This window comes from Sphingorhabdus sp. (assembly GCF_044338195.1).
In the GTDB taxonomy this organism is placed as follows: domain Bacteria; phylum Pseudomonadota; class Alphaproteobacteria; order Sphingomonadales; family Sphingomonadaceae; genus Sphingorhabdus_B.
Window position 1 is genome coordinate 12,352 of the sequence record NZ_JBIIMC010000019.1, and the last position, 18,164, is coordinate 30,515.

Below are 18,164 nucleotides of genomic sequence, written 5' to 3' on the forward strand. Positions count from 1 at the left end.
TCACATAGGAGCATCTTATGCGTAAAATGTTTTTTGCAGCGTTACTGGCAACCGCAGCTTTGGCATCGGGCCAAGCGATGGCGACGCAGGTCAATATCACCGCCGCAAATCCCGTCATTGATTTGACGATCACCGAATCTGTAGACACCAAGCCAGATATCGCCACCTTCTCAACGGGTGTCCAAAATATGGCACCAACAGCGACCGAGGCGGTTCGGGCGAATAATGTGCAAATGGCTTCTGTCGTTGCGCGGCTGAAGAAATTGGGCATTGCCGAACGCGATATCCAAACCACGCAGATTAGCCTCAATCAGCAATTTGACTATCGCGACGGGCAGCAGATTTTCAAAGGCTATCAGGCGTCGAACATGGTGACATCGAAACTGCGCGACCTGAAGAAATTGGGTGCGTTTTTGGATGCGCTTGCGGTCGATGGCGCGACAAGCTTCAATGGTCCGACATTCAGCATTGATGACGACAGTGCGTTTCGCGGCGCTGCCCGTGACAAGGTTTGGGCAACGGCGATGAACCGCGCACAAAACCTTGCACGAAAGGCCGGATATAATGATGTCCGCGTGTTGCGCGTTGAAGAAACCGACAGCCAAGGCGGTGGCTATCCACGGCCCATGGTCATGCGCGCGATGGATGCGTCTGAAAAGTCGACACCCATCGCGCCGGGTGCGCTAAGCGTCGCGGCAACGCTTTCCTTCACCTTTGAAATGGTGAAATAATCTTGTCGGAGGCCGGTTGTGATGATCGGCCTCCATTCATTTTACGTTCAATGCCATGGGGGTAGTGCGCAGGAATGTTGAACCGAATTTCAGTTTTTGCAGGGCTTTCCGCAATTGCGTTGCTTGCTGCCTTTCCCGCCGATGCGCGTCGCGGGGAACAGGACGATGCGCGTCAGGATATGGCGGCTGGAAAAGTGAAATCGCTGCGCGAGATCGAGGCAAGCGTTGTGCCGCGCATGCGCGGGATGCAGTATCTGGGCCCTGAATATGATCCAAGCGCGCAGGTTTACCGGTTGAAGTTCATCAACAAGGACCGCGTCATCTTCGTTGATGTAGATGCCCGAACCGGTAACATTTTACGCCAACGCTGATAGGATTTTGTGGCTGCACGTGAATCTGCTAGCCCGATTTCGACATCATAATTAATATTTGAAGGGGACAGCATGCGCATCTTGATCGTCGAAGACGAACCCACATTGGGCAAGCAACTGAAGTCCACCCTTGAAGGTGCTGGCTATGCGGTTGATTTGTCGACCGACGGCGAAGACGGCCATTATATGGGTTCGACCGAAAATTATGATGCGGTCGTTCTTGACCTTGGCTTGCCCGAAATTGACGGCCTGACGGTTCTCGATCGCTGGCGCAAGGAAGGCCGCAAATTCCCTGTTCTGGTGCTGACGGCGCGTGACAGCTGGTCCGACAAGGTTGCTGGTCTGGATGCGGGTGCCGACGATTATTTGGCCAAGCCATTCCAGACCGAAGAGCTGATCGCGCGTCTTCGTGCGCTCATCCGCCGCGCATCGGGCAATGCTTCGTCCGAGCTGACCGTTGGCGAGGTTCGCCTTGATACACGCTCGGGCCGCGTCACGCTGGGTGGCCAGCCCGTGAAATTGACCGCGCAGGAATATAAATTGCTGTCGTACCTGATGCACCACAAGGGCAAGGTTGTTTCGCGGACCGAGTTGATCGAGCATATTTATGATCAGGATTTCGACCGCGATTCCAACACGATTGAAGTGTTCGTAACGCGCATCCGCAAAAAGCTTGGCCAAGATGTGATCTCGACGATCCGCGGCCTTGGCTACAGCCTTGAGGAACCGGTCAGCTGAAACCGCCGGTCGCCATGAAAACGGCCAATCAAGCACCGACGTGGCGAAGCCAGTTTCAGAGCACGGGTTCGCTGACCCGCCGGATGATTCTGACCGCTGCGGCGTGGATTACGATTTTGTTGATCGGCGGCGGTGCCGCGCTTGACCGCGTGTTGGTCAATTCGGTCGAGCAGAATTTTGACAATCAGTTGGAATATGTTCTGACGGCGATGATTGCTTCTGCGGAAATCGGTCCCGATGGTGAAATCCGGATGAACCGCCCATTGGGCGATCAGCGTTTTCTTGAACCCAATAGCGGCCTGTATTGGCAAATTACCGGCAAGGGTGCGATGCCGTTCCCATCCCGGTCATTATGGGACCGCGCATTGAGTGCGCCGGCCAATCATAACGACCAAGCCGTTCATTTCCGGAACAGCAACGAATTTAACGACGAACCGCTGCGCATTGCCGAACGCGCGATCAAGCTGCCCGATTCCGACATCGCATGGACCTTCATGGTCGCGCAAAGCCGTGGCAGCCTTGATCGGCAAATTATCGAGCTACGGTCCGTTCTGGTAACGAGTTTTCTTTTGCTCGGTCTTGGTCTCATTATCTTGGCCGCGCTCCAGACATTTTATGGCCTATGGCCGCTGCGTGCGGTGCGCAAAGCGATTGCGCAGATGCGCAGTGGCCGCGAAAGCCGGGTTACCGATGCTTTGCCGGACGAAGTGATGCCGATGGTCAATGAACTGAACGCCTTGCTTGACCATAACGAGAAGCAGGCCGAAGAATCGCGGCGGCATGCAGGGAACTTGGCGCATGCGCTCAAGACGCCGCTCACGGTCATCATGAACAGCGCCACCGCGCAATCACCCGACCTCGCCGACACCATCATTCGCGAAGCCACGACGATGCGGCGTCAGGTGGACCACCATCTGGCGCGTGCGCGTGCCGTCGGACGGCGCGGACATAGCCATAGCCGCGCGCAAGTGTGGGACAGCCTTGAGTCCGTCGAACGCGCCGTCAGCCGCCTATATTCGCACGTCCGGCTCGACATGGCCGGCGATAAGGAAATTGCCGCGCGTGTCGAACGGCAGGATCTCGATGAAATGCTGGGCAACGTGATCGAAAACGCAGCCAAATATGGCGGCGGCAGCGTGTTTGTGACGGTCGAGGACGCGGGCGATTTTGTCGAAATGCTAATTGAGGACGATGGCAGAGGCATACCCGAGGGCGAGCGTGAGCGTTTGTTCGACCGCGGTGCGCGTCTCGATACCGGTAAGCCAGGCACGGGGCTTGGCTTGGCAATTGTTCGCGATGTTGTGGAAATTTACGGCGGGACCGTCCGCCTTGAAGAAAGCGAAGATTTGGGCGGGTTGCTCGTCCGCCTCAGGTTACCCAAAGCAACAAGCTAATCAGCTGGCGTCGCGGATCTGCTGATGGTGGCGGATGACTTCATCGATGATGAAGCGCAGGAATTTTTCGGTAAAATCCGGATCAAGCTTGGCATCGCGGGCCAGTTGCCGAAGCCGTTCAATCTGCCGTTCTTCGCGGGCAGGGTCGGCTGGCGGTAGCGCAGACTTTGCCTTAAACTCGCCCACCGCCTGCGTTATTTTAAACCGCTCAGCCAGCATGAATACAAGCGCAGCGTCGATATTGTCGATGCTTTCACGAAAGCGGGTGAGGGTCTCTTTATCGTCCATAACTGCATCCTGTGCCGATATTGACTGCAACGGACAAGAGGAAATACGCCATTTGCACTTGCCTTGCGACGCGGCTGTCGTCAGAGCGAAACGATTATGACTGCAACCATACATAAAATCGGCGGAAATCGTGCGCCATCGTTGGAACCCATGTTCAAGCTGGTCGCACCCGGAATGAACAAGGTAAACGCGGTCATTTTGGACCGTATGCAGTCTGAAATCCCGCTTATTCCTGAACTCGCCGGGCATCTTATCGCTGGCGGTGGCAAGCGGATGCGCCCGATGCTGACATTGGCGTGCGCGCAGCTTCTCGATTATCCCGGTGATCGTCATCACAAGCTTGCGGCAGCTGTCGAGTTTATTCACACCGCAACCTTGCTGCACGATGATGTTGTCGATGGCAGCGACATGCGCCGTGGCAAAACCGCCGCCAACCTCATTTTCGGCAACCCTGCCGCCGTGTTGGTCGGTGACTTCCTGTTCAGCCGCTCATTTGAGCTGATGGTCGAGGATGGATCGCTTAAGGTTCTCAAAATCTTGTCGAACGCCTCTGCTGTCATTGCCGAGGGTGAGGTCAATCAATTGACCGCCCAGCGGCAGATTTCGACGACCGAAGAGAAATATCTCGAAATCATTGGGTCGAAGACTGCTGCCTTGTTCGCAGCTGCCTGCCGGATTGCGGCGGTCGTCGCCGAAAGCGGTGACGCGCAAGAAATGTCGCTGGACGCTTATGGCCGCAATCTGGGGATCGCATTTCAATTGGTCGACGACGCGATTGACTATGTTTCCGATGGCGCAACCATGGGCAAAGACAGCGGTGACGATTTCCGCGATGGCAAGGTAACCTTGCCCGTCATTCTGGCCCATATCCGTGGCAATGCCGATGAACAGAAATTCTGGCGCGACGCGATGCTTGGCAACCGCATTTCGGATGCGGATTTGCAGCATGCGCGGACGTTGCTGCAGGCGCATAATGCGATTGATGATACGCTGGATCGCGCGCGGCATTATGGCCAACGCGCAATTGATGCGATTGCGCATTTCCCCAATGGTGAAGCCAAATCTGCGCTGACTGAGGCGGTCGAATTCGCCATTGCACGCGCATATTGATCGCACGGTCAGTGCCGATGCAGCACGGGCACAGGCGGTATTCATGATGACAGCCGGAAACCACCATGGCTGAAAAGATGTCGGACCATATGCTGCCCGTTATGGCCGTGATGCCAGACCTGTTGGCATCGTTGCGTTCATCGCCCAATGCCGTCCTGATTGCGCCCCCGGGCGCTGGCAAAACCACGATGGTCGCCCCTGCATTGTTGGACGAGCCTTATTGTGATGGCCAGATTTTGCTGTTGTCCCCACGCCGCCTCGCCGCGCGTATGGCGGCAGAACGCATATCGGAGGGGCTGGGCGAAGCCGTCGGGGGGCGGGTTGGCTACACGACACGGCTGGATAGCAAACAAGGCCCCAATAGCCGTATCTTGGTCATGACCGAGGGCATCTTCCGCAACCGCATCATCAGCGACCCGGAGCTTGTCGGCGTTTCTGCGGTGCTGTTTGACGAAGTCCATGAACGCAGCATCGACAGCGATTTTGGCCTTGCGCTTGCGCTTGAGGCACAAGCGGCATTCCGGCCCGATCTGCGTGTGCTTGCCATGTCTGCCACGTTGGATGGTTCTAGATTCTCGCAGTTGATGGGCGATGCGCCAGTCGTCGAGAGTGATGGCAAAAGATGGCCGCTGGATTTCCAATATGTCGGCCGGCGCGCTGAACAGGCAATCGAAAACGATATCGTGCGCGCGGTGCGGCTGGCGCTGTCCGAGGAAGAGGGCGATATTCTGGTTTTCTTGCCCGGCGTGCGCGAAATTGACCGCGCCGTGGACAGTCTGGGCGCAATTGGCGAAGACATCGTCGTCCATAAATTGCATGGCCAAATTGACCCGGCGGCCCAAAGGCTGGCCGTCCGCCGCGACCCGCAGCAACGTCGGAAAATCATTTTTGCGACCAACATTGCCGAGACCAGCCTGACGATCGATGGCGTTCGCATTGTCATCGACAGCGGCTTGGCACGGCGCGCGCGGTTCGACCAAGCCGCCGGCGTCACGCGACTGGTGACCGAGCGCGCGAGCCTGTCTGCGGTAACCCAGCGGGCAGGGCGTGCTGCGCGGCAGCAGGCGGGCATTGCCTATCGGTTGTGGCAGGAAGCAGGCAATGGCGGACTTCCGCCATTTGACCCGCCCGAAATATTGGAAAGCGACCTTGCGCCGTTGCTGCTCGACTGCGCACGTTGGGGAGAGAATGACCCGACCAAGTTACGTTGGCTTGATGGCCCGCCAGCACCCGCGCTTCAGCAAGCGCGCAAGCTTTTGCTGTCCATCAACGCACTCGATGCGTCGGGGCATATTACACCGCATGGCATTCAGCTTGCGGACCTCCCATTACCGCCACCGCTCGCACATATGGTCGTTGAAGCGTCAAAGAGCGGACAGGCCGAGGATGCGGCGATGCTGGCCCTACTGTTGCAGGAACGCGGCCTTGGCGGGCAAGGCGAAAATATCGAAACGCGATTTGAACGCTTTGTGGGCGAACGCAGCCCTAAGGCGGATGCCGCACGCAAGCTCGCACAGCGCATATCGCGGATGTGCCGCAGCGGTACTGGCGAACAAGAGCCGCTCAGCATCGGCGGCCTCATCGCCACTTCCTATCCCGATCGCATTGCCAAGCGGCGCGACAACAAAGGCGAAAAATGGATTAGCGCGATGGGACGCGGGTTGCAGTTGGACACGGCGTCGCTTCTGGCGCGTGAAGAATGGCTCGCGGTGGCCGATGTTCAAGGCGCTGCATCGGGCGCGCGCATATTGTCGGCGGCGCCACTGACGGAAGCGGAGATACTCGGCAATTTCGCCCATCGGATAACGCAGGAAGAGGCCCTGTCTTACGATAAGAATATCGACCGCGTGGATGCGCGCGCGCAACGGCGGCTTGGTGCGATAGTCTTAAGCGAAGGTCGCATAGAAAAACCCGACCAGACGGCCGTGGCGCGTGCGTTACTGGCCGCAGTGCGCGAAATGGGCGTGGGCGCGCTGCCATGGTCAAAAGCGGCGCTGGCGCTTCGGGAGCGCGCACAATTTGCGGGTATAGCAACGGTCAGTGACCAGGCATTGGGTGAAGCGGCCGAGCAGTGGCTTTTGCCGCTGCTGATGGGTGTGAACCGGCTGCGCGATGTCTCACCCGCGGCATTGTCGACAGCGCTCGACAATATGCTTGGCTGGGATCAGCGCACGCGCATTGACCAAATCGCGCCAGCATCCTTTGTTAGCCCGGCTGGAACGACGCATGCCATCGATTATGCGGCAGAGGCCGGGCCAACGGTTGAGCTGCGCGTACAGGGTTTGTTTGGCCTTGATAGCCATCCCACGGTTGGTGCGGAGCGCATTGCGTTGGTGTTGAGCCTGACATCGCCTGCTGGTCGTCCAATACAGACCACCCGCAATCTGCCAGAGTTTTGGCGTGGTAGCTGGCGTGACGTGGCCAAGGAAATGCGGGGGAGATATCCGCGGCATAATTGGCCCGATGCGCCTTGGGAGAGTGTGGCCAGCCTAAAGACGAAAAAGGCGCAAGCGCGTGATGTGCCCCGCAACGCTTGACGAATCCATTGCCGTTCGGGCAAGGTAGCCGCGAACGTAATTTTCAGGAAACATCCATGTCTGCCCGTATTTTTCAGCGTCCCAAAAATGCCATGCAATCGGGCCGTGGCCGCACGAACGAATGGGTGCTGGAATTTCAGTCGAATGAACCGCGCAAGGCCGACCCGTTGATGGGTTGGGCGGGTTCAGGCGATACGCAATCGCAGGTCCAGTTGACCTTTCCAACGCTTGATGCCGCGCGCGCTTATGCCGACAAAAAAGGCATCGCCGCGACCTACATTCCTACGCCGCCCAAGACCCTGAAGCTTCAGGCGTACGCGGATAATTTCCGTTAAAACAGCATCCCGGGCAGCATCAGCAGCTTGACGTCGACGGCGCAGCCCTCGTCGCGCTTTGATTGAACGAAGCGGGGCAAATCGGGCAGGGCGACGCGATGCACAATGATATTCTCGCCATCAACACCGCCGCCATCGCTTATTTTGGTAAGGCCATGTGCGCGCACCAGTGAAAAGCTTTCGCTGACCATGCCGGGGGATGAGAAAAACTCGCCGACGATTTCAAGCCTGTCTGCCCGATAGCCGGTTTCTTCCTCAAGCTCGCGTGCAGCAGACGTAAGCGTGTCCTCGCCTTCCTCATGGTCGCCAATCAGACCAGCGGGAAGCTCGATACAATTCGCGCCAAGTGGCACGCGATATTGTTCGACGAGTAGGACATGGTCATCTTCGACAGCGAGGATAACGCCGGCCTTGATACCGCGCGCGCGGCTGACATATTCCCATTTGCCGCGTGTCTTCGCCGTGATGAAGCGGCCTTGCCACATCACGTTTTCGACGTCTTCGTCTGCATTCATAACTGGATGAGCCTGTCCGGTAGTTCGTTGGGGTTTTCGCTGCCTTTGGGGAAATGCTCCGCCAAAACAACACCCATTTGCGCAACAGCGGCGGCGACACCCTGTCCGGGGTTGCCCGCCTTCACATGGTCAAGCAGCGCGACCATGGCATCGCCCCAAACCTCTGGCGCGACCTTTGATGCAATGGCTTCGTCCGCGACGATTTCGGCGCGATGTTCCAGCATCGACAAATATAGCAAAACGCCGGTGCGGCCGACAGTCTTGGATTCGGTGCCGACTTTGAACAGGCTGATCGCATGGTTACGCACGCGTGCCAATTTGGTCGCTTTGGGTGTTAAAAATAGGCGCAAAGGCATCCATTTCAGGATCAGCCATGTTCCAACCCATTTCAGGGCAACCGCTGTCAGAAGCAGCGCGACATATTCGTTGGTGGTATATTCATGGCCCCAACCACCGGTCAGGCGGTTGATGAGACCGATGTAGATGTCCGGGAAGGTCGCATAGGTTGCAAGCGCCACAAAGGCGACGCCGCTTGCCCATGCAATGCCGATGTCTTCATAATGGTCGGACAGATCGGTGACGATGGTCACGATTTCGCCGCTTGTGTGATGTTCGGCATCCGCAACTGCGGCCGTTACCAACACGTGGTCGGCTTCGATCATCCGGCTAATTTTAGTTAAGGCCATAACGATACTTTCTACCAACCACCCGAAGCACCGCCGCCGCCGAAGCTGCCGCCGCCTCCGCCAAAACCGCCGCCGAAGCCACCACCAAAGCCACCGCCACCGAAGCCACCGCCACCGCCCCAGATGATGACCGGAGCGATGCCGCGGCGCCGGTGCTTGCGCCCGCCACCGTTTGTCGATCGGATCATGGGCAGAAATACAAAGAAGATCATGAACAGAATGAAGATAATCGCGCCAAACGGTATGCCTTCGTCCTTGCCCTGACGTTGCTCTGCCGCTTGCGCAATTTTGGCGGCTTCGTCGGCTGGTAACTCAAGCTGCGTGACGATGCGGTCGACCCCGGCATTGATGCCGCCCGCAAAATCACCCGCCTTAAAAAGCGGCCTGATGTCGTTGCGAATGATGGTTGATGACAAGCCATCGGTCAGGACGGGTTCAAGGCCATAGCCAACCTCGATACGCATTTTGCGTTCATTGGGCGCGATGATCAGGATGGCGCCATTGTCTTTTTCGGTCTCGCCTTTGCCGTCCTGCCCAAGCGCCCATTGGCGACCAAGCCGATATCCATAATCGGATATTTCATAGCCTTCGAGGCTGCTCAATGTGGCCACCACCACTTGTCGCTTGGTGCGCGTCTCGAGCCCTTGCAACTTGGCGGTCAACGCCGCCTCTTGCTGCGGATCGAGCAAGTTCGCCTGATCGACAACGCGGCCCGAAAGCTTGGGGAAGTTTTGCGCAAGCGCTGCCTGACCGGTTAAGGCCAAAAGCAGCGCTGTCAGCAGGCCAAGGGCCTTTTTCATGTGTGTAATCCCAAAAGGGGTTAGTTTGCGGGCGCCATATCAAGCGTCGGTGCGGTTTCGGCGCCTTGCGTGGTGGCTTGATATGGGACCATCGGTTCCGCGCCGTGAATGATCTTTGCGCCGATGATATCGGGGAAAGTGCGGATGGTGGTGTTATACCCACGCACAGCCTCGTTATAATCGCGCAAGGTGATGCGCACCCGGTTTTCCTGACCTTCAAGCTGATCCTGCAGTTTCAAATAGCCCTCTTGGCTCTTCAACTGCGGATATTGCTCAACCGATACGAGCAGGCGTGAGAGGCTGCCCGACAATTGGTTTTGTGCGGACTGGAAAGCGGCCATCTTGGCCGGGTTGGCCAGATCATCAGGATTGACCTGAATATTTGGCGATGTCGCGCGCGCGCGCGCCTCGATGACTTCGGTCAACGTCTTGTTTTCCTGCGCAGCTGCGCCTTTGACGATATTTGCCAGATTTGGAATAAGGTTGGCGCGCTCTTGAAACGCGGCCTGAACGTCGGCCCATTTTGCCTTGGCATTTTCCTCAGCGGTCGGAACGCTGTTGATACCGCAGCTTGCAAGAGAGAGGGCTGCAGCGGTTAATAGCAAAGATTTTACAACTTGGTTACGCATCGAAAGAGCTCCTCCAATGGGCTGTCGCCCAGATTTCAGCCGTTTAATCGGCGTGTGTTACATACATAAGGCGCAGCTATGGCTTTCGCAATGTCTGCTATCGGCAATATGTCATGTTTTGCTGTGGGGCATTGTAAAGAGATGCGCCGCCCAATGGATGTGATGATAAATTCATTTCGCTTTCGCGCTATTTTCTGATGTATTGCGAAGGTAGATTCAGGGGCGGCGGAATGAACGTCGCTCAAAAAATAACCACTGGGGGAGCAAGATGAAAAAATGGATATTCGGTATATTGATTGTGACCGCGGCTGCGGCTGGCGGTTTCTGGGCCAGCGCGGACAAGGATATGAAAGCGCTCATCTCTCACCTACCAACGGACGCTAACGTGCTGTTCTGGAGCGTAGAGCAGCGCGACGCCGGTTTCCGCGCATTGGACCGCATTCCCATATTGGCGAAATCGAACATCATTAAAGCCGGTGATACGGTTTATCCGATGCCCAAGGGCGAACCGCTGACCATTGATATGGATGTCGACGCCTATATGAAGGCGCAGCGCATGGCTGGCCTCGTCATTGTCCAAGATGGCAAGATCCGTGTTGAAAAATATGGTCTCGATTTTGACGCAAAGGGCAAGTGGACAAGCTTCTCCGTCGCCAAGTCCTTCACCTCGACGCTTGTCGGCGCGGCCATCAAGGATGGCTACATCAAAAGCGTCGACGACATGGTTTCGGCCTATATTCCCGACCTAAAGGGTTCTGCCTATGATGACGTGACGATTGCGCAGCTGCTGACGATGACGTCGGGCGTGAAATGGAATGAGGATTATGCCGATCCCAAATCCGACGTCGCATTGTTCAACCTGCACAAGCCCGAAAAGGGCATGGACGTCACGGTCAGCTATATGCGCAATTTGCCGCGTGAAGCGCCCGCCGGAACGAAGTGGGTGTATAAGACCGGCGAAACCAACCTGATTGGCGTGTTGGTCAGCTCTGCCACAAAGAAAAAGCTGTCTGACTATCTGTCCGAAAAAGTCTGGGCACCTTATGGCATGGAACAAGACGCAAGCTGGCTCTTGGGTTCAACCGGACATGAAATCAGCGGCTGCTGCATTCAGGCCTCGACCCGTGACTATGCCCGTTTTGGCTTGTTCGTTATGGGCGGTGCCAAGATAAACGGGCAAAGCATATGGCCGGATAACTGGATGGCATCTGCAACAGTCAAACAGGCCGACATCGGCATGGCTGGCAAGGGCTATGGCTATCAATGGTGGACCTATGATGACGGTAGTTACGCCGCCCAAGGTATTTTCGGGCAGGGCATCTTCATTGATCCCAAACGGAAGCTGATCATCGCGTCCAATAGCAATTGGCCGAAGGCGACCGATCCAGACACGGTCGGCGCAGGGCGCGAAGCTTTCTACAAGGCGGTCCAAGCTGCGGTAGATGCCGACGCGAAAAAGCGCTGAATAGAGCCTCATGTTGCGGTGCACAATAATTGCGTTAAATCGTAATAAAATTGCGCCGCAACATGCGGGAAAAAGGGTCTTTTCTAAGTCCGATTAATAGTCCAGCATGTGCATGTTAACGATATGCTTCTGCTGGAGAAAAATCATGGACTTTAAGACGTTTTTACACGCGGGCAGCAACCGCCGGGCCATGTTAAAAGGGATGGGCGTTGCGGCTGTGGGTTTCTCGCTGACCGGCGCGCTTGCTGGCTGCGGTGAGAAAGAAGCCAAGAAGCTGGCCAATGGCGAAGAGGCCAAGCTGAACTTCTACAATTGGGACACCTATATTGGTGAAACCACGTTGGAAGATTATAAGGACAAAGCTGGCGTAGACGTCAACATGACGCTGTTCGCGAGCAATGACGAACTGTTCGCGAAGCTGCGCGCCGGAAACCCGGGCTATGACGTCATCGTCCCGTCCAACGATTTTGTGGAGCGCATGGCCGCGGCCGATATGCTCATGCCGCTTGATCAGGCGCAAATTCCGAACTTCAAAAATGTTGCCAAAGATTATCAGGATGTTCCCTATGATCCGGCACGCAAATATTCGATGCCCTACACCTGGCTGGCGCTGGGCATTGGCTATCGTAAGTCCAAGGTGAAGGCGGTGCCGGATAGTTGGAAAGTGCTGTTCGACAGCGATGAATATAAAGGCCGCATCGCGGTGCTGTCCGAGGCGGGCGACATGTTCCGGCTATATGGCAAATATATGGGCAAGTCGGTCAACAGCCTCACCGATGCCGATTTGAAGGCCATTGAAGCCATGATGACCAAGCAAAAGCCGAACATTAAAGCCTTCCACGAAGACAATGGTCAGGACTTGTTGCTCAAGGGCGAAGTCGATGTGGTGCTCGAATATAATGGCGACATTGCGCAGGCGATGGTCGAAGATTCCGACATTGGTTTTGTCATCCCCAAAGAGGGCAGCCAGCTGAACTCGGACAATCTGTGCATTCCCAAGGGCGCGCCGCATCCGAAAAATGCCCACGCATTCATCAATTATTTGCTGGATGCCGAAGCCGGCAAAAAGATTACCGAAACCATCTTGTATCCAACGCCAAATGACGCGGCAAAGGCGCTGATGCCCGATGCGTACAAGAACAATCCGGTGATCTTCCCGCCAGCAGATGTTTTGGCGAAATGCGAATATGCAAAGTTCAATCCAGAGCTTCAGCCAAAATATGAGGAGGCGTTCACCCGCGTGCGGGCGGCCTAAAATATGTCGGGGGCGCTGCAAGACTGGAAAAGCCAGAAGAAACCTTTTGCCGCCGTTGTGACGGCACCTGTGTTCTGGCTTGCCCTATTCTTTGTGGCGCCCATGGCCATCGTTTGGCTGTACAGCTTTGGGCAGAATGCCGGGCCTGCCGACATTGAAATTTCCGGCACGCTCGACAATTACAAGCGCGCGACCGAGTGGCTGTATCTATCGATTTTCCTGAAAAGCTTTGCGGTCGCGGCACTCACCACGCTCTTGTGCCTCATCATCGGCTTTCCGGTTGCCATGGCGATTACCTTCGCCGCGCCGAAATGGCGACCATGGTTGCTGCTGGGCATCATGCTGCCCTTTTGGACCAACCTGTTGATCCGTACTTATGCGTTGATGGCACTGATGGGCAGCAACGGATATATGAACAAGGGTCTGGGCGGACTGTGGGAAGGCGCAAGTTGGCTGCGCACGCTTGTTGGGATGCAGCCGCTTGAGGCGTGGACGCCCGTGCAGTTGCTCTACAACAATTTCGCGGTCGTGCTTGGGCTGGTCTATGTCCATCTGCCATTCATGGTCTTGCCGCTCTATTCCGCGCTCGACCGGCTGGACAAAAGCCTGATTGAGGCCAGCCTCGACTTAGGCGCAGGGCATTTCAAAACCTTCATGCAGATCGTGGTTCCGCTGGCCGCGCCGGGCATATTCGCGGGCGTGATGATTACCTTGATCCCTGCACTTGGCGCCTATCTGACCCCTGACCTTATGGGCGGAACAGACAGCCAGATGATCGCCAATGTGATTGAGCGGCAATTCAAACGTGCGAATGACTGGCCATTTGGCGCTGCGCTTTCGTTCCTGTTGATCTACGCGATGTTCATTCTGATCGCGTTCCAATCGATGCGCGCGAACAAAGTGAAGGCGGCGTGAGGATGTTTAATCGCACCCCCATCGCGCCTTTGGAATATACCAGAAAGCTGTGGATGCGCAGTTGGGTCGGATTGACCATGCTGTTTCTCTACGCGCCGCTGATCGTATTGATGGTCTTCAGTTTTAACGACAGTAAGCGCAATGTCGTTTGGAAGGGCTTTACGCTCAAATATTATGAGAAAGCGCTGAACAACGATAGTCTGGTGGAGGCGTTGGTCAACTCGCTTACCATCGCGGCGCTCGCGACCATCGTCAGCCTGGTGATTGGTGCGCTTGCGGCGGTTGCGCTTTGGCGGTTCCGGTTTCCGTTCAAGGGGCTGGTCGAAGGGACCATGTCCCTGCCGATTATCGTGCCTGAGATTTGTTTGGGCGTCGCATTTTTGATCTTTTTTGCAAAGGTCGACTGGCCAACCGATTTGCCATGGCCGCTCAATCTTTCCGCGATCACGATTGCGCATATCACATTCTGTTTCCCATTCGTTGCGATGGTTGTTCGCGCACGGCTGGCGAGCTTTAACAAGGAAGAGGAAGAGGCCGCAAAAGACCTTGGCGCAACGGAATGGCAGGCGTTTCGCGATGTCTTGCTGCCGCACATACGGCCTGCGCTGGTGGCGGGGGCGCTTTTGGCTTTCACGCTTAGCCTTGATGATTTCGTCATCACCTTTTTCACCAGCGGTCCGGACACGATTACCTTCCCGGTGAAGGTATATTCGATGGTCCGTTTCTCGGTCACGCCAGAGGTGAACGCTGCGTCGACAATCCTCATCCTCCTTACTGTCATCCTGACCTTCATCGCGCTGAAATTGCAGGGCGTGAAGGGCATTGCGGAAACCCATTAGAGATCATCCTTATGACCCAAGCCAAACAGCCCATCATTCAAATCCGCAATGTGTCCAAACGCTTTGGCAAGGTGACCGCTGTCGACAATATCAGTCTGGATATTCTCGCAGGCGAATTCTTCGTTCTGTTGGGACCGTCTGGCTGCGGCAAAACCACGTTGCTGCGGATGATCGCAGGCTTTGAAATGCCGACCGAGGGGCAGATCATTATCGATGGGCAGGATATGAGCCTTGTGCCGCCGAACAAGCGGCCGGTGAACATGGTATTCCAAAGCTATGCCGTTTTCCCGCACATGAACGTCACCGACAATGTCGGCTATGGCCTGCGCATATCCGGCGTATCAAAGGGTGAGATCCGCGACCGCGTGGCTGAGGCGCTTGAGCTGGTAAAACTGGGCGGATTTGAAGACCGGATGCCGGACCAGATGTCGGGTGGTCAGCGCCAGCGGGTTGCACTCGCGCGCAGCCTAGTGATGCGGCCAAAGGTGCTGTTGCTCGACGAGCCCTTGTCAGCGCTGGATGCCAAATTGCGTGCGCAAATGCAGTTTGAATTATCGGACCTGCAGGACAAGGTCGGGATTACCTTTGTCACGGTCACGCATGATCAGGATGAGGCGTTGTCGATGGCAAGCCGGGTTGCCGTCATCAACAAAGGCGAAGTTGCGCAGCTCGCGCCGCCCGCTGATCTGTATGAATATCCCGCCAACCGCTTCGTCGCCGATTTCGTCGGCTCCGTGAACATATTCGAGGGCAAGTTGACGCTGGACGAGCCGGATAAGGCCGCCGTTGATTGCCCCGGCCTTGGCAAAATTTACCTCAATCATGGTGTCACCGGGCCGCATGGCGCCGACGTCTGGGTCGCGCTGCGTCCGGAAAAGATTTACCTGCACGTGCCCGGCGAAGGCAAAGCCATTCGCGCAGCTGCCCAAGACGCGCCCGATGGCCACAACCTCGCGCGCGGCACGATTAAGGGCATGAGCTATCTTGGTGATATCACGCTGTATGAAATCCAGCTGGAGGGCGGGCAGATGATCCGCGTCAGCCGCCCGAACCTGTCACGCCATGATCAAGAGGATTTCACATGGGATGACAAGGTCAGCATGCACTGGCGTGCGGACAGCCCGGTAGTCCTATTAAGCTAGACGCAAAGCGCGTCCGCCGCGTCCGGCCTTAATTGTCAGCGGTTGGCGCAGGCCGGACATCCAACAAGGCCACGATGATGTTGCTTTCTGGGCCGGAATCGGCGGACTTGGGCATGCAAAAACGATAGATTGATCCTGTCTGCATCATTTTCAGGCCCTCGCCGAACACGGGCGATGCTTGGCTCAACGGAATTTTTTCCCATTCGCGCTGTTGCTGCACAACGCCGGTGCTGGCGTCAAAAACGGTGAAGTCGACAAGTGCCATGTCGCTATCGGTCGCGCTCTTGCCTGCGCCGGCCTTTATGAGGTCAAAGCCCAATCCGGTTGCGGTGGTTTGCGAACAACTGCGGTCGGCCACTGGAATGACTGGCTTTGGCGCTGGATTTTTGAAGGACAGCAAATCGACTTCGAACACCAGATCCGCATTGGCCGGGATGGGGCCAGTGCCAGCTTCGCCATAGCCAAGCTTTGACGGGATGCAGAGACGGTAGCTGCCGCCTGCCTGCATCAATTGCAGACCCTGCGCAAAACCGGGGATAACACCGCCAACGGGGAACTGTGCATTCTGCCCGGAATCAAACTCGGTGCCGTCAGCGGTCAGCATGCCCTTATAATTGACCATGACGCGCGATTCAGCATTCGGGCGTTCGCCTTTGCCCGCCTTAATGACGGTGTAGGACAGACCTTCGGGGGTCGTGGTCGTGCATGTCAGAACGGGTGGCTTGGGCTTTGCCGCAACGGGGGCCGCCGCGTATGCAGGCGCAAATTGAAGAAGCAGAGTAGGGGTGATCGCAGCCGTGAGGGCGCGCTGGAGCATTTTGGATGTCATGGGGCCAAGGTAATCATTGGATGTGGTTTGTCTAGCGTGAAGAGGCCGCCGCGATAACCATCCCGACCCGTCACCCTGAACTTGGTTCAGGGACTTACTTATTGGCCGCCGCAAGTAAGATGCTGAAACAAGTTCAGCATGACGGAAATAGACGGACTAAATAACCTACCCGATCGCGCGCAGCTTCGGCTCGGCTTCATCCAGTGACTTGCGAATGATGCCAATCAAATCATCGATCTGCGATGGCGTGATAATCAGTGGCGGGCACATGACGATGCTGTCGCGGATGCCGCGGACCATCAGGCCGTTGCGGATGCAGATATCGCGCACCAATGGCCCTGCCGTGCCTTCAGCCCCGCCGAAACGCGCGCCAGTGGCCTTGTCGGCGACAACCTCCACTGCACCCAGCAAGCCAACCGAGCGGGCTTCACCGACCAGCGGGTGGTCGCTCAGTGTCGTCAGTCTCTCGGCAAGATAGGGGCCTGTTTCGTTCCGGACTTTTTCAAACAGCCCCTCGCGCTCCATGATCTCGATATTGCGCAAGGCTACGGCGGACGCGACGGGGTGGCCGGAATAGGTGTAGCCATGGACGAAATCGCCACCGGTTTTGATAACCTTGACGATCTCCGCGCTGACGGCGACAGCGGAAATCGGCATGTAACCCGACGACAGCCCCTTGGCCATCGCGATGATGTCGGGCTTTACGCCAACGGTTTCGTGGCCCCAAATATTGCCCGTCCGGCCAAAGCCGCAGATGACCTCATCACAGACCAACAATATGCCATATTTGCGGCAGATCGCTTCCACCTGTGGCCAGTAATTGGCTGGCGGAATGATGACGCCGCCTGCGCCTTGGACAGGCTCACCAATGAAGGCGGCGACATTTTCCGGGCCTACTTCTAATATCTTGTCCTCAATCGCCTGCGCGCATGCGGTGCCGAAATCTTCGGGCGTCATGTCGCGGCCTTCATTATACCAATAAGGCTGGCGGACATGTTCAATGCCGGCCATTGGCAAGACGCCGGGGGCAGGGAAGCCTTGCCCGTGCATGACTTTCATTCCACCCATGCTGACGCCTGCCACGGTGGAACCATGATAGGCATTGTGGCGGCTGATGACGATGGTGCGGCTATGTTCGCCCTTCACCTGCCAATAATGGCGTACCATCCGCAATATGGTGTCATTGGCTTCGGAACCGGAGCTGTTGAAAAATACATGCGGCAAGCGGCCGCCAGTCAGGCCCGCAATTTTTTCGGCCAGCAAGATGGCAGGTGCGTTCGCGGTTTTGAAGAAGCTGTTATAATATGGCAGCTCAAGCATTTGTTCGCGCGCAACCTCTGCAAGCTCATCGCGGCCATAGCCCGCGTTGACACACCACAGGCCAGCCATCCCGTCCAATATGCGATTGCCGTCGCCATCATGGATATAGCAGCCTTCTGCATGGGTGATGATGCGGCTACCGCCCAGGTCTTCGATTTCCTGCCAGTCGGCTTGCGCGGGCAAATGGTGGGCGATGTCTAAACGGCGAAGTTCGGCGATGTCGTAATTGCGGGGCATGAGTTTTCTCCTTGATATTGATTGCATT

19 protein-coding genes are annotated in these 18,164 nt (G+C 56.5%); 12 read left to right on the top strand and 7 right to left on the bottom strand.

Features of this window, described 5'->3' with window-relative positions; all coding sequences use genetic code 11:
* Positions 1 to 17 precede the first annotated feature (17 nt).
* From ACIQZK_RS06955 to ACIQZK_RS06970, 4 genes are all read left to right on the top strand, one after another.
* Entirely contained in the window at positions 18 to 731 is a 714-nt protein-coding gene (locus tag ACIQZK_RS06955; RefSeq protein ID WP_397575485.1) for an SIMPL domain-containing protein, read from the top strand.
* 74 nt (positions 732 to 805) lie between these two features.
* The gene (locus ACIQZK_RS06960) at positions 806 to 1,102 is read left to right on the top strand and encodes a hypothetical protein (RefSeq protein WP_397575486.1); all 297 of its coding nucleotides are present in this window, start codon (positions 806 to 808) and stop codon (positions 1,100 to 1,102) included.
* 72 nt (positions 1,103 to 1,174) lie between these two features.
* Entirely contained in the window at positions 1,175 to 1,840 is a 666-nt protein-coding gene (locus ACIQZK_RS06965; RefSeq protein ID WP_397575487.1) for a response regulator transcription factor, read from the top strand.
* A 14-nt stretch (positions 1,841 to 1,854) separates the two neighbouring features.
* Positions 1,855 to 3,234 (top strand): ATP-binding protein, encoded by a 1,380-nt coding sequence (locus ACIQZK_RS06970; protein WP_397575488.1) that lies wholly within the window; start codon positions 1,855 to 1,857, stop codon positions 3,232 to 3,234.
* Here the strand turns inward: ACIQZK_RS06970 and ACIQZK_RS06975 are convergent, their stop codons facing one another.
* A complete protein-coding gene (locus ACIQZK_RS06975; RefSeq protein WP_397575489.1) occupies positions 3,235 to 3,522 on the bottom strand; it encodes a chorismate mutase in 288 nt (95 codons plus the stop codon). It lies immediately after the preceding gene.
* 96 nt (positions 3,523 to 3,618) lie between these two features.
* Between ACIQZK_RS06975 and ACIQZK_RS06980 the strand changes: the two genes are divergently transcribed.
* The 3 genes from ACIQZK_RS06980 (at position 3,619) to ACIQZK_RS06990 (ending at position 7,504) form a co-directional block, all read left to right on the top strand.
* A complete protein-coding gene (locus tag ACIQZK_RS06980) occupies positions 3,619 to 4,632 on the top strand; it encodes a polyprenyl synthetase family protein (protein ID WP_397575490.1) in 1,014 nt (337 codons plus the stop codon).
* A gap of 65 nt (positions 4,633 to 4,697) precedes the next feature.
* Positions 4,698 to 7,169, top strand: a complete 2,472-nt coding sequence (hrpB, locus tag ACIQZK_RS06985) for an ATP-dependent helicase HrpB (RefSeq protein WP_397575491.1) — start codon at positions 4,698 to 4,700, stop codon at positions 7,167 to 7,169.
* A 56-nt stretch (positions 7,170 to 7,225) separates the two neighbouring features.
* Positions 7,226 to 7,504, top strand: a complete 279-nt coding sequence (locus ACIQZK_RS06990) for an ETC complex I subunit (protein ID WP_324479731.1) — start codon at positions 7,226 to 7,228, stop codon at positions 7,502 to 7,504.
* On the opposite strand, the gene ACIQZK_RS06995 is transcribed toward ACIQZK_RS06990, so the two are convergent.
* Genes ACIQZK_RS06995 through ACIQZK_RS07010 form a run of 4 tightly spaced genes read right to left on the bottom strand, consistent with a single transcriptional unit; the run spans position 7,501 to position 10,134 of the window.
* Positions 7,501 to 8,019 carry an NUDIX hydrolase gene (locus tag ACIQZK_RS06995; RefSeq protein ID WP_397575492.1) on the bottom strand — a complete coding sequence of 173 codons (519 nt, stop codon included), beginning with the start codon at positions 8,017 to 8,019 and terminating at the stop codon, positions 7,501 to 7,503. The genes ACIQZK_RS06990 and ACIQZK_RS06995 overlap by 4 nt on opposite strands.
* The gene (locus tag ACIQZK_RS07000; RefSeq protein WP_397575493.1) at positions 8,016 to 8,705 is read right to left on the bottom strand and encodes a TPM domain-containing protein; all 690 of its coding nucleotides are present in this window, start codon (positions 8,703 to 8,705) and stop codon (positions 8,016 to 8,018) included. The genes ACIQZK_RS06995 and ACIQZK_RS07000 overlap by 4 nt, the downstream gene beginning before the upstream one ends.
* Before the next feature lie 11 nt (positions 8,706 to 8,716).
* On the bottom strand, positions 8,717 to 9,505 hold the full coding sequence (locus tag ACIQZK_RS07005; RefSeq protein WP_397575494.1) for a TPM domain-containing protein: 789 nt from the start codon (positions 9,503 to 9,505) through the stop codon (positions 8,717 to 8,719).
* A 20-nt stretch (positions 9,506 to 9,525) separates the two neighbouring features.
* Positions 9,526 to 10,134: a LemA family protein gene (locus ACIQZK_RS07010; protein ID WP_397575495.1), complete on the bottom strand. Its 609-nt coding sequence runs from the start codon at positions 10,132 to 10,134 to the stop codon at positions 9,526 to 9,528.
* 268 nt (positions 10,135 to 10,402) lie between these two features.
* On the opposite strand from ACIQZK_RS07010, the gene ACIQZK_RS07015 reads away from it, so the two are divergent.
* The 5 genes from ACIQZK_RS07015 to ACIQZK_RS07035 all read left to right on the top strand — a co-directional run bounded on the left by ACIQZK_RS07015 (position 10,403) and on the right by ACIQZK_RS07035 (position 15,750).
* Positions 10,403 to 11,599, top strand: coding sequence for a serine hydrolase domain-containing protein (locus ACIQZK_RS07015; protein ID WP_397575496.1), 1,197 nt, complete (start codon positions 10,403 to 10,405; stop codon positions 11,597 to 11,599).
* Positions 11,600 to 11,744: 145 nt separating this feature from the next.
* Positions 11,745 to 12,854 (top strand): PotD/PotF family extracellular solute-binding protein, encoded by a 1,110-nt coding sequence (locus tag ACIQZK_RS07020; RefSeq protein ID WP_397575497.1) that lies wholly within the window; start codon positions 11,745 to 11,747, stop codon positions 12,852 to 12,854.
* Between the two features lie 3 nt (positions 12,855 to 12,857).
* A complete protein-coding gene (locus ACIQZK_RS07025) occupies positions 12,858 to 13,769 on the top strand; it encodes an ABC transporter permease (protein WP_397575498.1) in 912 nt (303 codons plus the stop codon).
* A 2-nt stretch (positions 13,770 to 13,771) separates the two neighbouring features.
* Entirely contained in the window at positions 13,772 to 14,608 is an 837-nt protein-coding gene (locus ACIQZK_RS07030) for an ABC transporter permease (protein WP_395634580.1), read from the top strand.
* Between the two features lie 11 nt (positions 14,609 to 14,619).
* On the top strand, positions 14,620 to 15,750 hold the full coding sequence (locus ACIQZK_RS07035) for an ABC transporter ATP-binding protein (RefSeq protein WP_397575499.1): 1,131 nt from the start codon (positions 14,620 to 14,622) through the stop codon (positions 15,748 to 15,750).
* A 28-nt stretch (positions 15,751 to 15,778) separates the two neighbouring features.
* Here ACIQZK_RS07035 and ACIQZK_RS07040 read toward each other — a convergent pair whose 3' ends face one another.
* Together ACIQZK_RS07040 and ACIQZK_RS07045 are read right to left on the bottom strand one after the other, a co-directional pair.
* Complete coding sequence (locus tag ACIQZK_RS07040) at positions 15,779 to 16,579, bottom strand: FKBP-type peptidyl-prolyl cis-trans isomerase (protein WP_397575500.1); 801 nt, start codon at positions 16,577 to 16,579, stop codon at positions 15,779 to 15,781.
* A 165-nt stretch (positions 16,580 to 16,744) separates the two neighbouring features.
* Positions 16,745 to 18,136: an aspartate aminotransferase family protein gene (locus tag ACIQZK_RS07045; protein ID WP_397575501.1), complete on the bottom strand. Its 1,392-nt coding sequence runs from the start codon at positions 18,134 to 18,136 to the stop codon at positions 16,745 to 16,747.
* Positions 18,137 to 18,164: the final 28 nt, after the last annotated feature.

Bases quoted from the DNA above. Each gene is read 5' to 3' on its own strand.
- ACIQZK_RS06955 (WP_397575485.1), top strand. From the start codon at position 18: ATGCGTAAAATGTTTTTTGCAGCGTTACTGGCAACCGCAGCTTTGGCA.
- ACIQZK_RS06960 (WP_397575486.1), top strand. From the start codon at position 806: ATGTTGAACCGAATTTCAGTTTTTGCAGGGCTTTCCGCAATTGCGTTG.
- ACIQZK_RS06965 (WP_397575487.1), top strand. From the start codon at position 1,175: ATGCGCATCTTGATCGTCGAAGACGAACCCACATTGGGCAAGCAACTG.
- ACIQZK_RS06970 (WP_397575488.1), top strand. From the start codon at position 1,855: ATGAAAACGGCCAATCAAGCACCGACGTGGCGAAGCCAGTTTCAGAGC.
- ACIQZK_RS06975 (WP_397575489.1), bottom strand. From the start codon at position 3,522: ATGGACGATAAAGAGACCCTCACCCGCTTTCGTGAAAGCATCGACAAT.
- ACIQZK_RS06980 (WP_397575490.1), top strand. From the start codon at position 3,619: ATGACTGCAACCATACATAAAATCGGCGGAAATCGTGCGCCATCGTTG.
- hrpB (WP_397575491.1), top strand. From the start codon at position 4,698: ATGGCTGAAAAGATGTCGGACCATATGCTGCCCGTTATGGCCGTGATG.
- ACIQZK_RS06990 (WP_324479731.1), top strand. From the start codon at position 7,226: ATGTCTGCCCGTATTTTTCAGCGTCCCAAAAATGCCATGCAATCGGGC.
- ACIQZK_RS06995 (WP_397575492.1), bottom strand. From the start codon at position 8,019: ATGAATGCAGACGAAGACGTCGAAAACGTGATGTGGCAAGGCCGCTTC.
- ACIQZK_RS07000 (WP_397575493.1), bottom strand. From the start codon at position 8,705: ATGGCCTTAACTAAAATTAGCCGGATGATCGAAGCCGACCACGTGTTG.
- ACIQZK_RS07005 (WP_397575494.1), bottom strand. From the start codon at position 9,505: ATGAAAAAGGCCCTTGGCCTGCTGACAGCGCTGCTTTTGGCCTTAACC.
- ACIQZK_RS07010 (WP_397575495.1), bottom strand. From the start codon at position 10,134: ATGCGTAACCAAGTTGTAAAATCTTTGCTATTAACCGCTGCAGCCCTC.
- ACIQZK_RS07015 (WP_397575496.1), top strand. From the start codon at position 10,403: ATGAAAAAATGGATATTCGGTATATTGATTGTGACCGCGGCTGCGGCT.
- ACIQZK_RS07020 (WP_397575497.1), top strand. From the start codon at position 11,745: ATGGACTTTAAGACGTTTTTACACGCGGGCAGCAACCGCCGGGCCATG.
- ACIQZK_RS07025 (WP_397575498.1), top strand. From the start codon at position 12,858: ATGTCGGGGGCGCTGCAAGACTGGAAAAGCCAGAAGAAACCTTTTGCC.
- ACIQZK_RS07030 (WP_395634580.1), top strand. From the start codon at position 13,772: ATGTTTAATCGCACCCCCATCGCGCCTTTGGAATATACCAGAAAGCTG.
- ACIQZK_RS07035 (WP_397575499.1), top strand. From the start codon at position 14,620: ATGACCCAAGCCAAACAGCCCATCATTCAAATCCGCAATGTGTCCAAA.
- ACIQZK_RS07040 (WP_397575500.1), bottom strand. From the start codon at position 16,579: ATGACATCCAAAATGCTCCAGCGCGCCCTCACGGCTGCGATCACCCCT.
- ACIQZK_RS07045 (WP_397575501.1), bottom strand. From the start codon at position 18,136: ATGCCCCGCAATTACGACATCGCCGAACTTCGCCGTTTAGACATCGCC.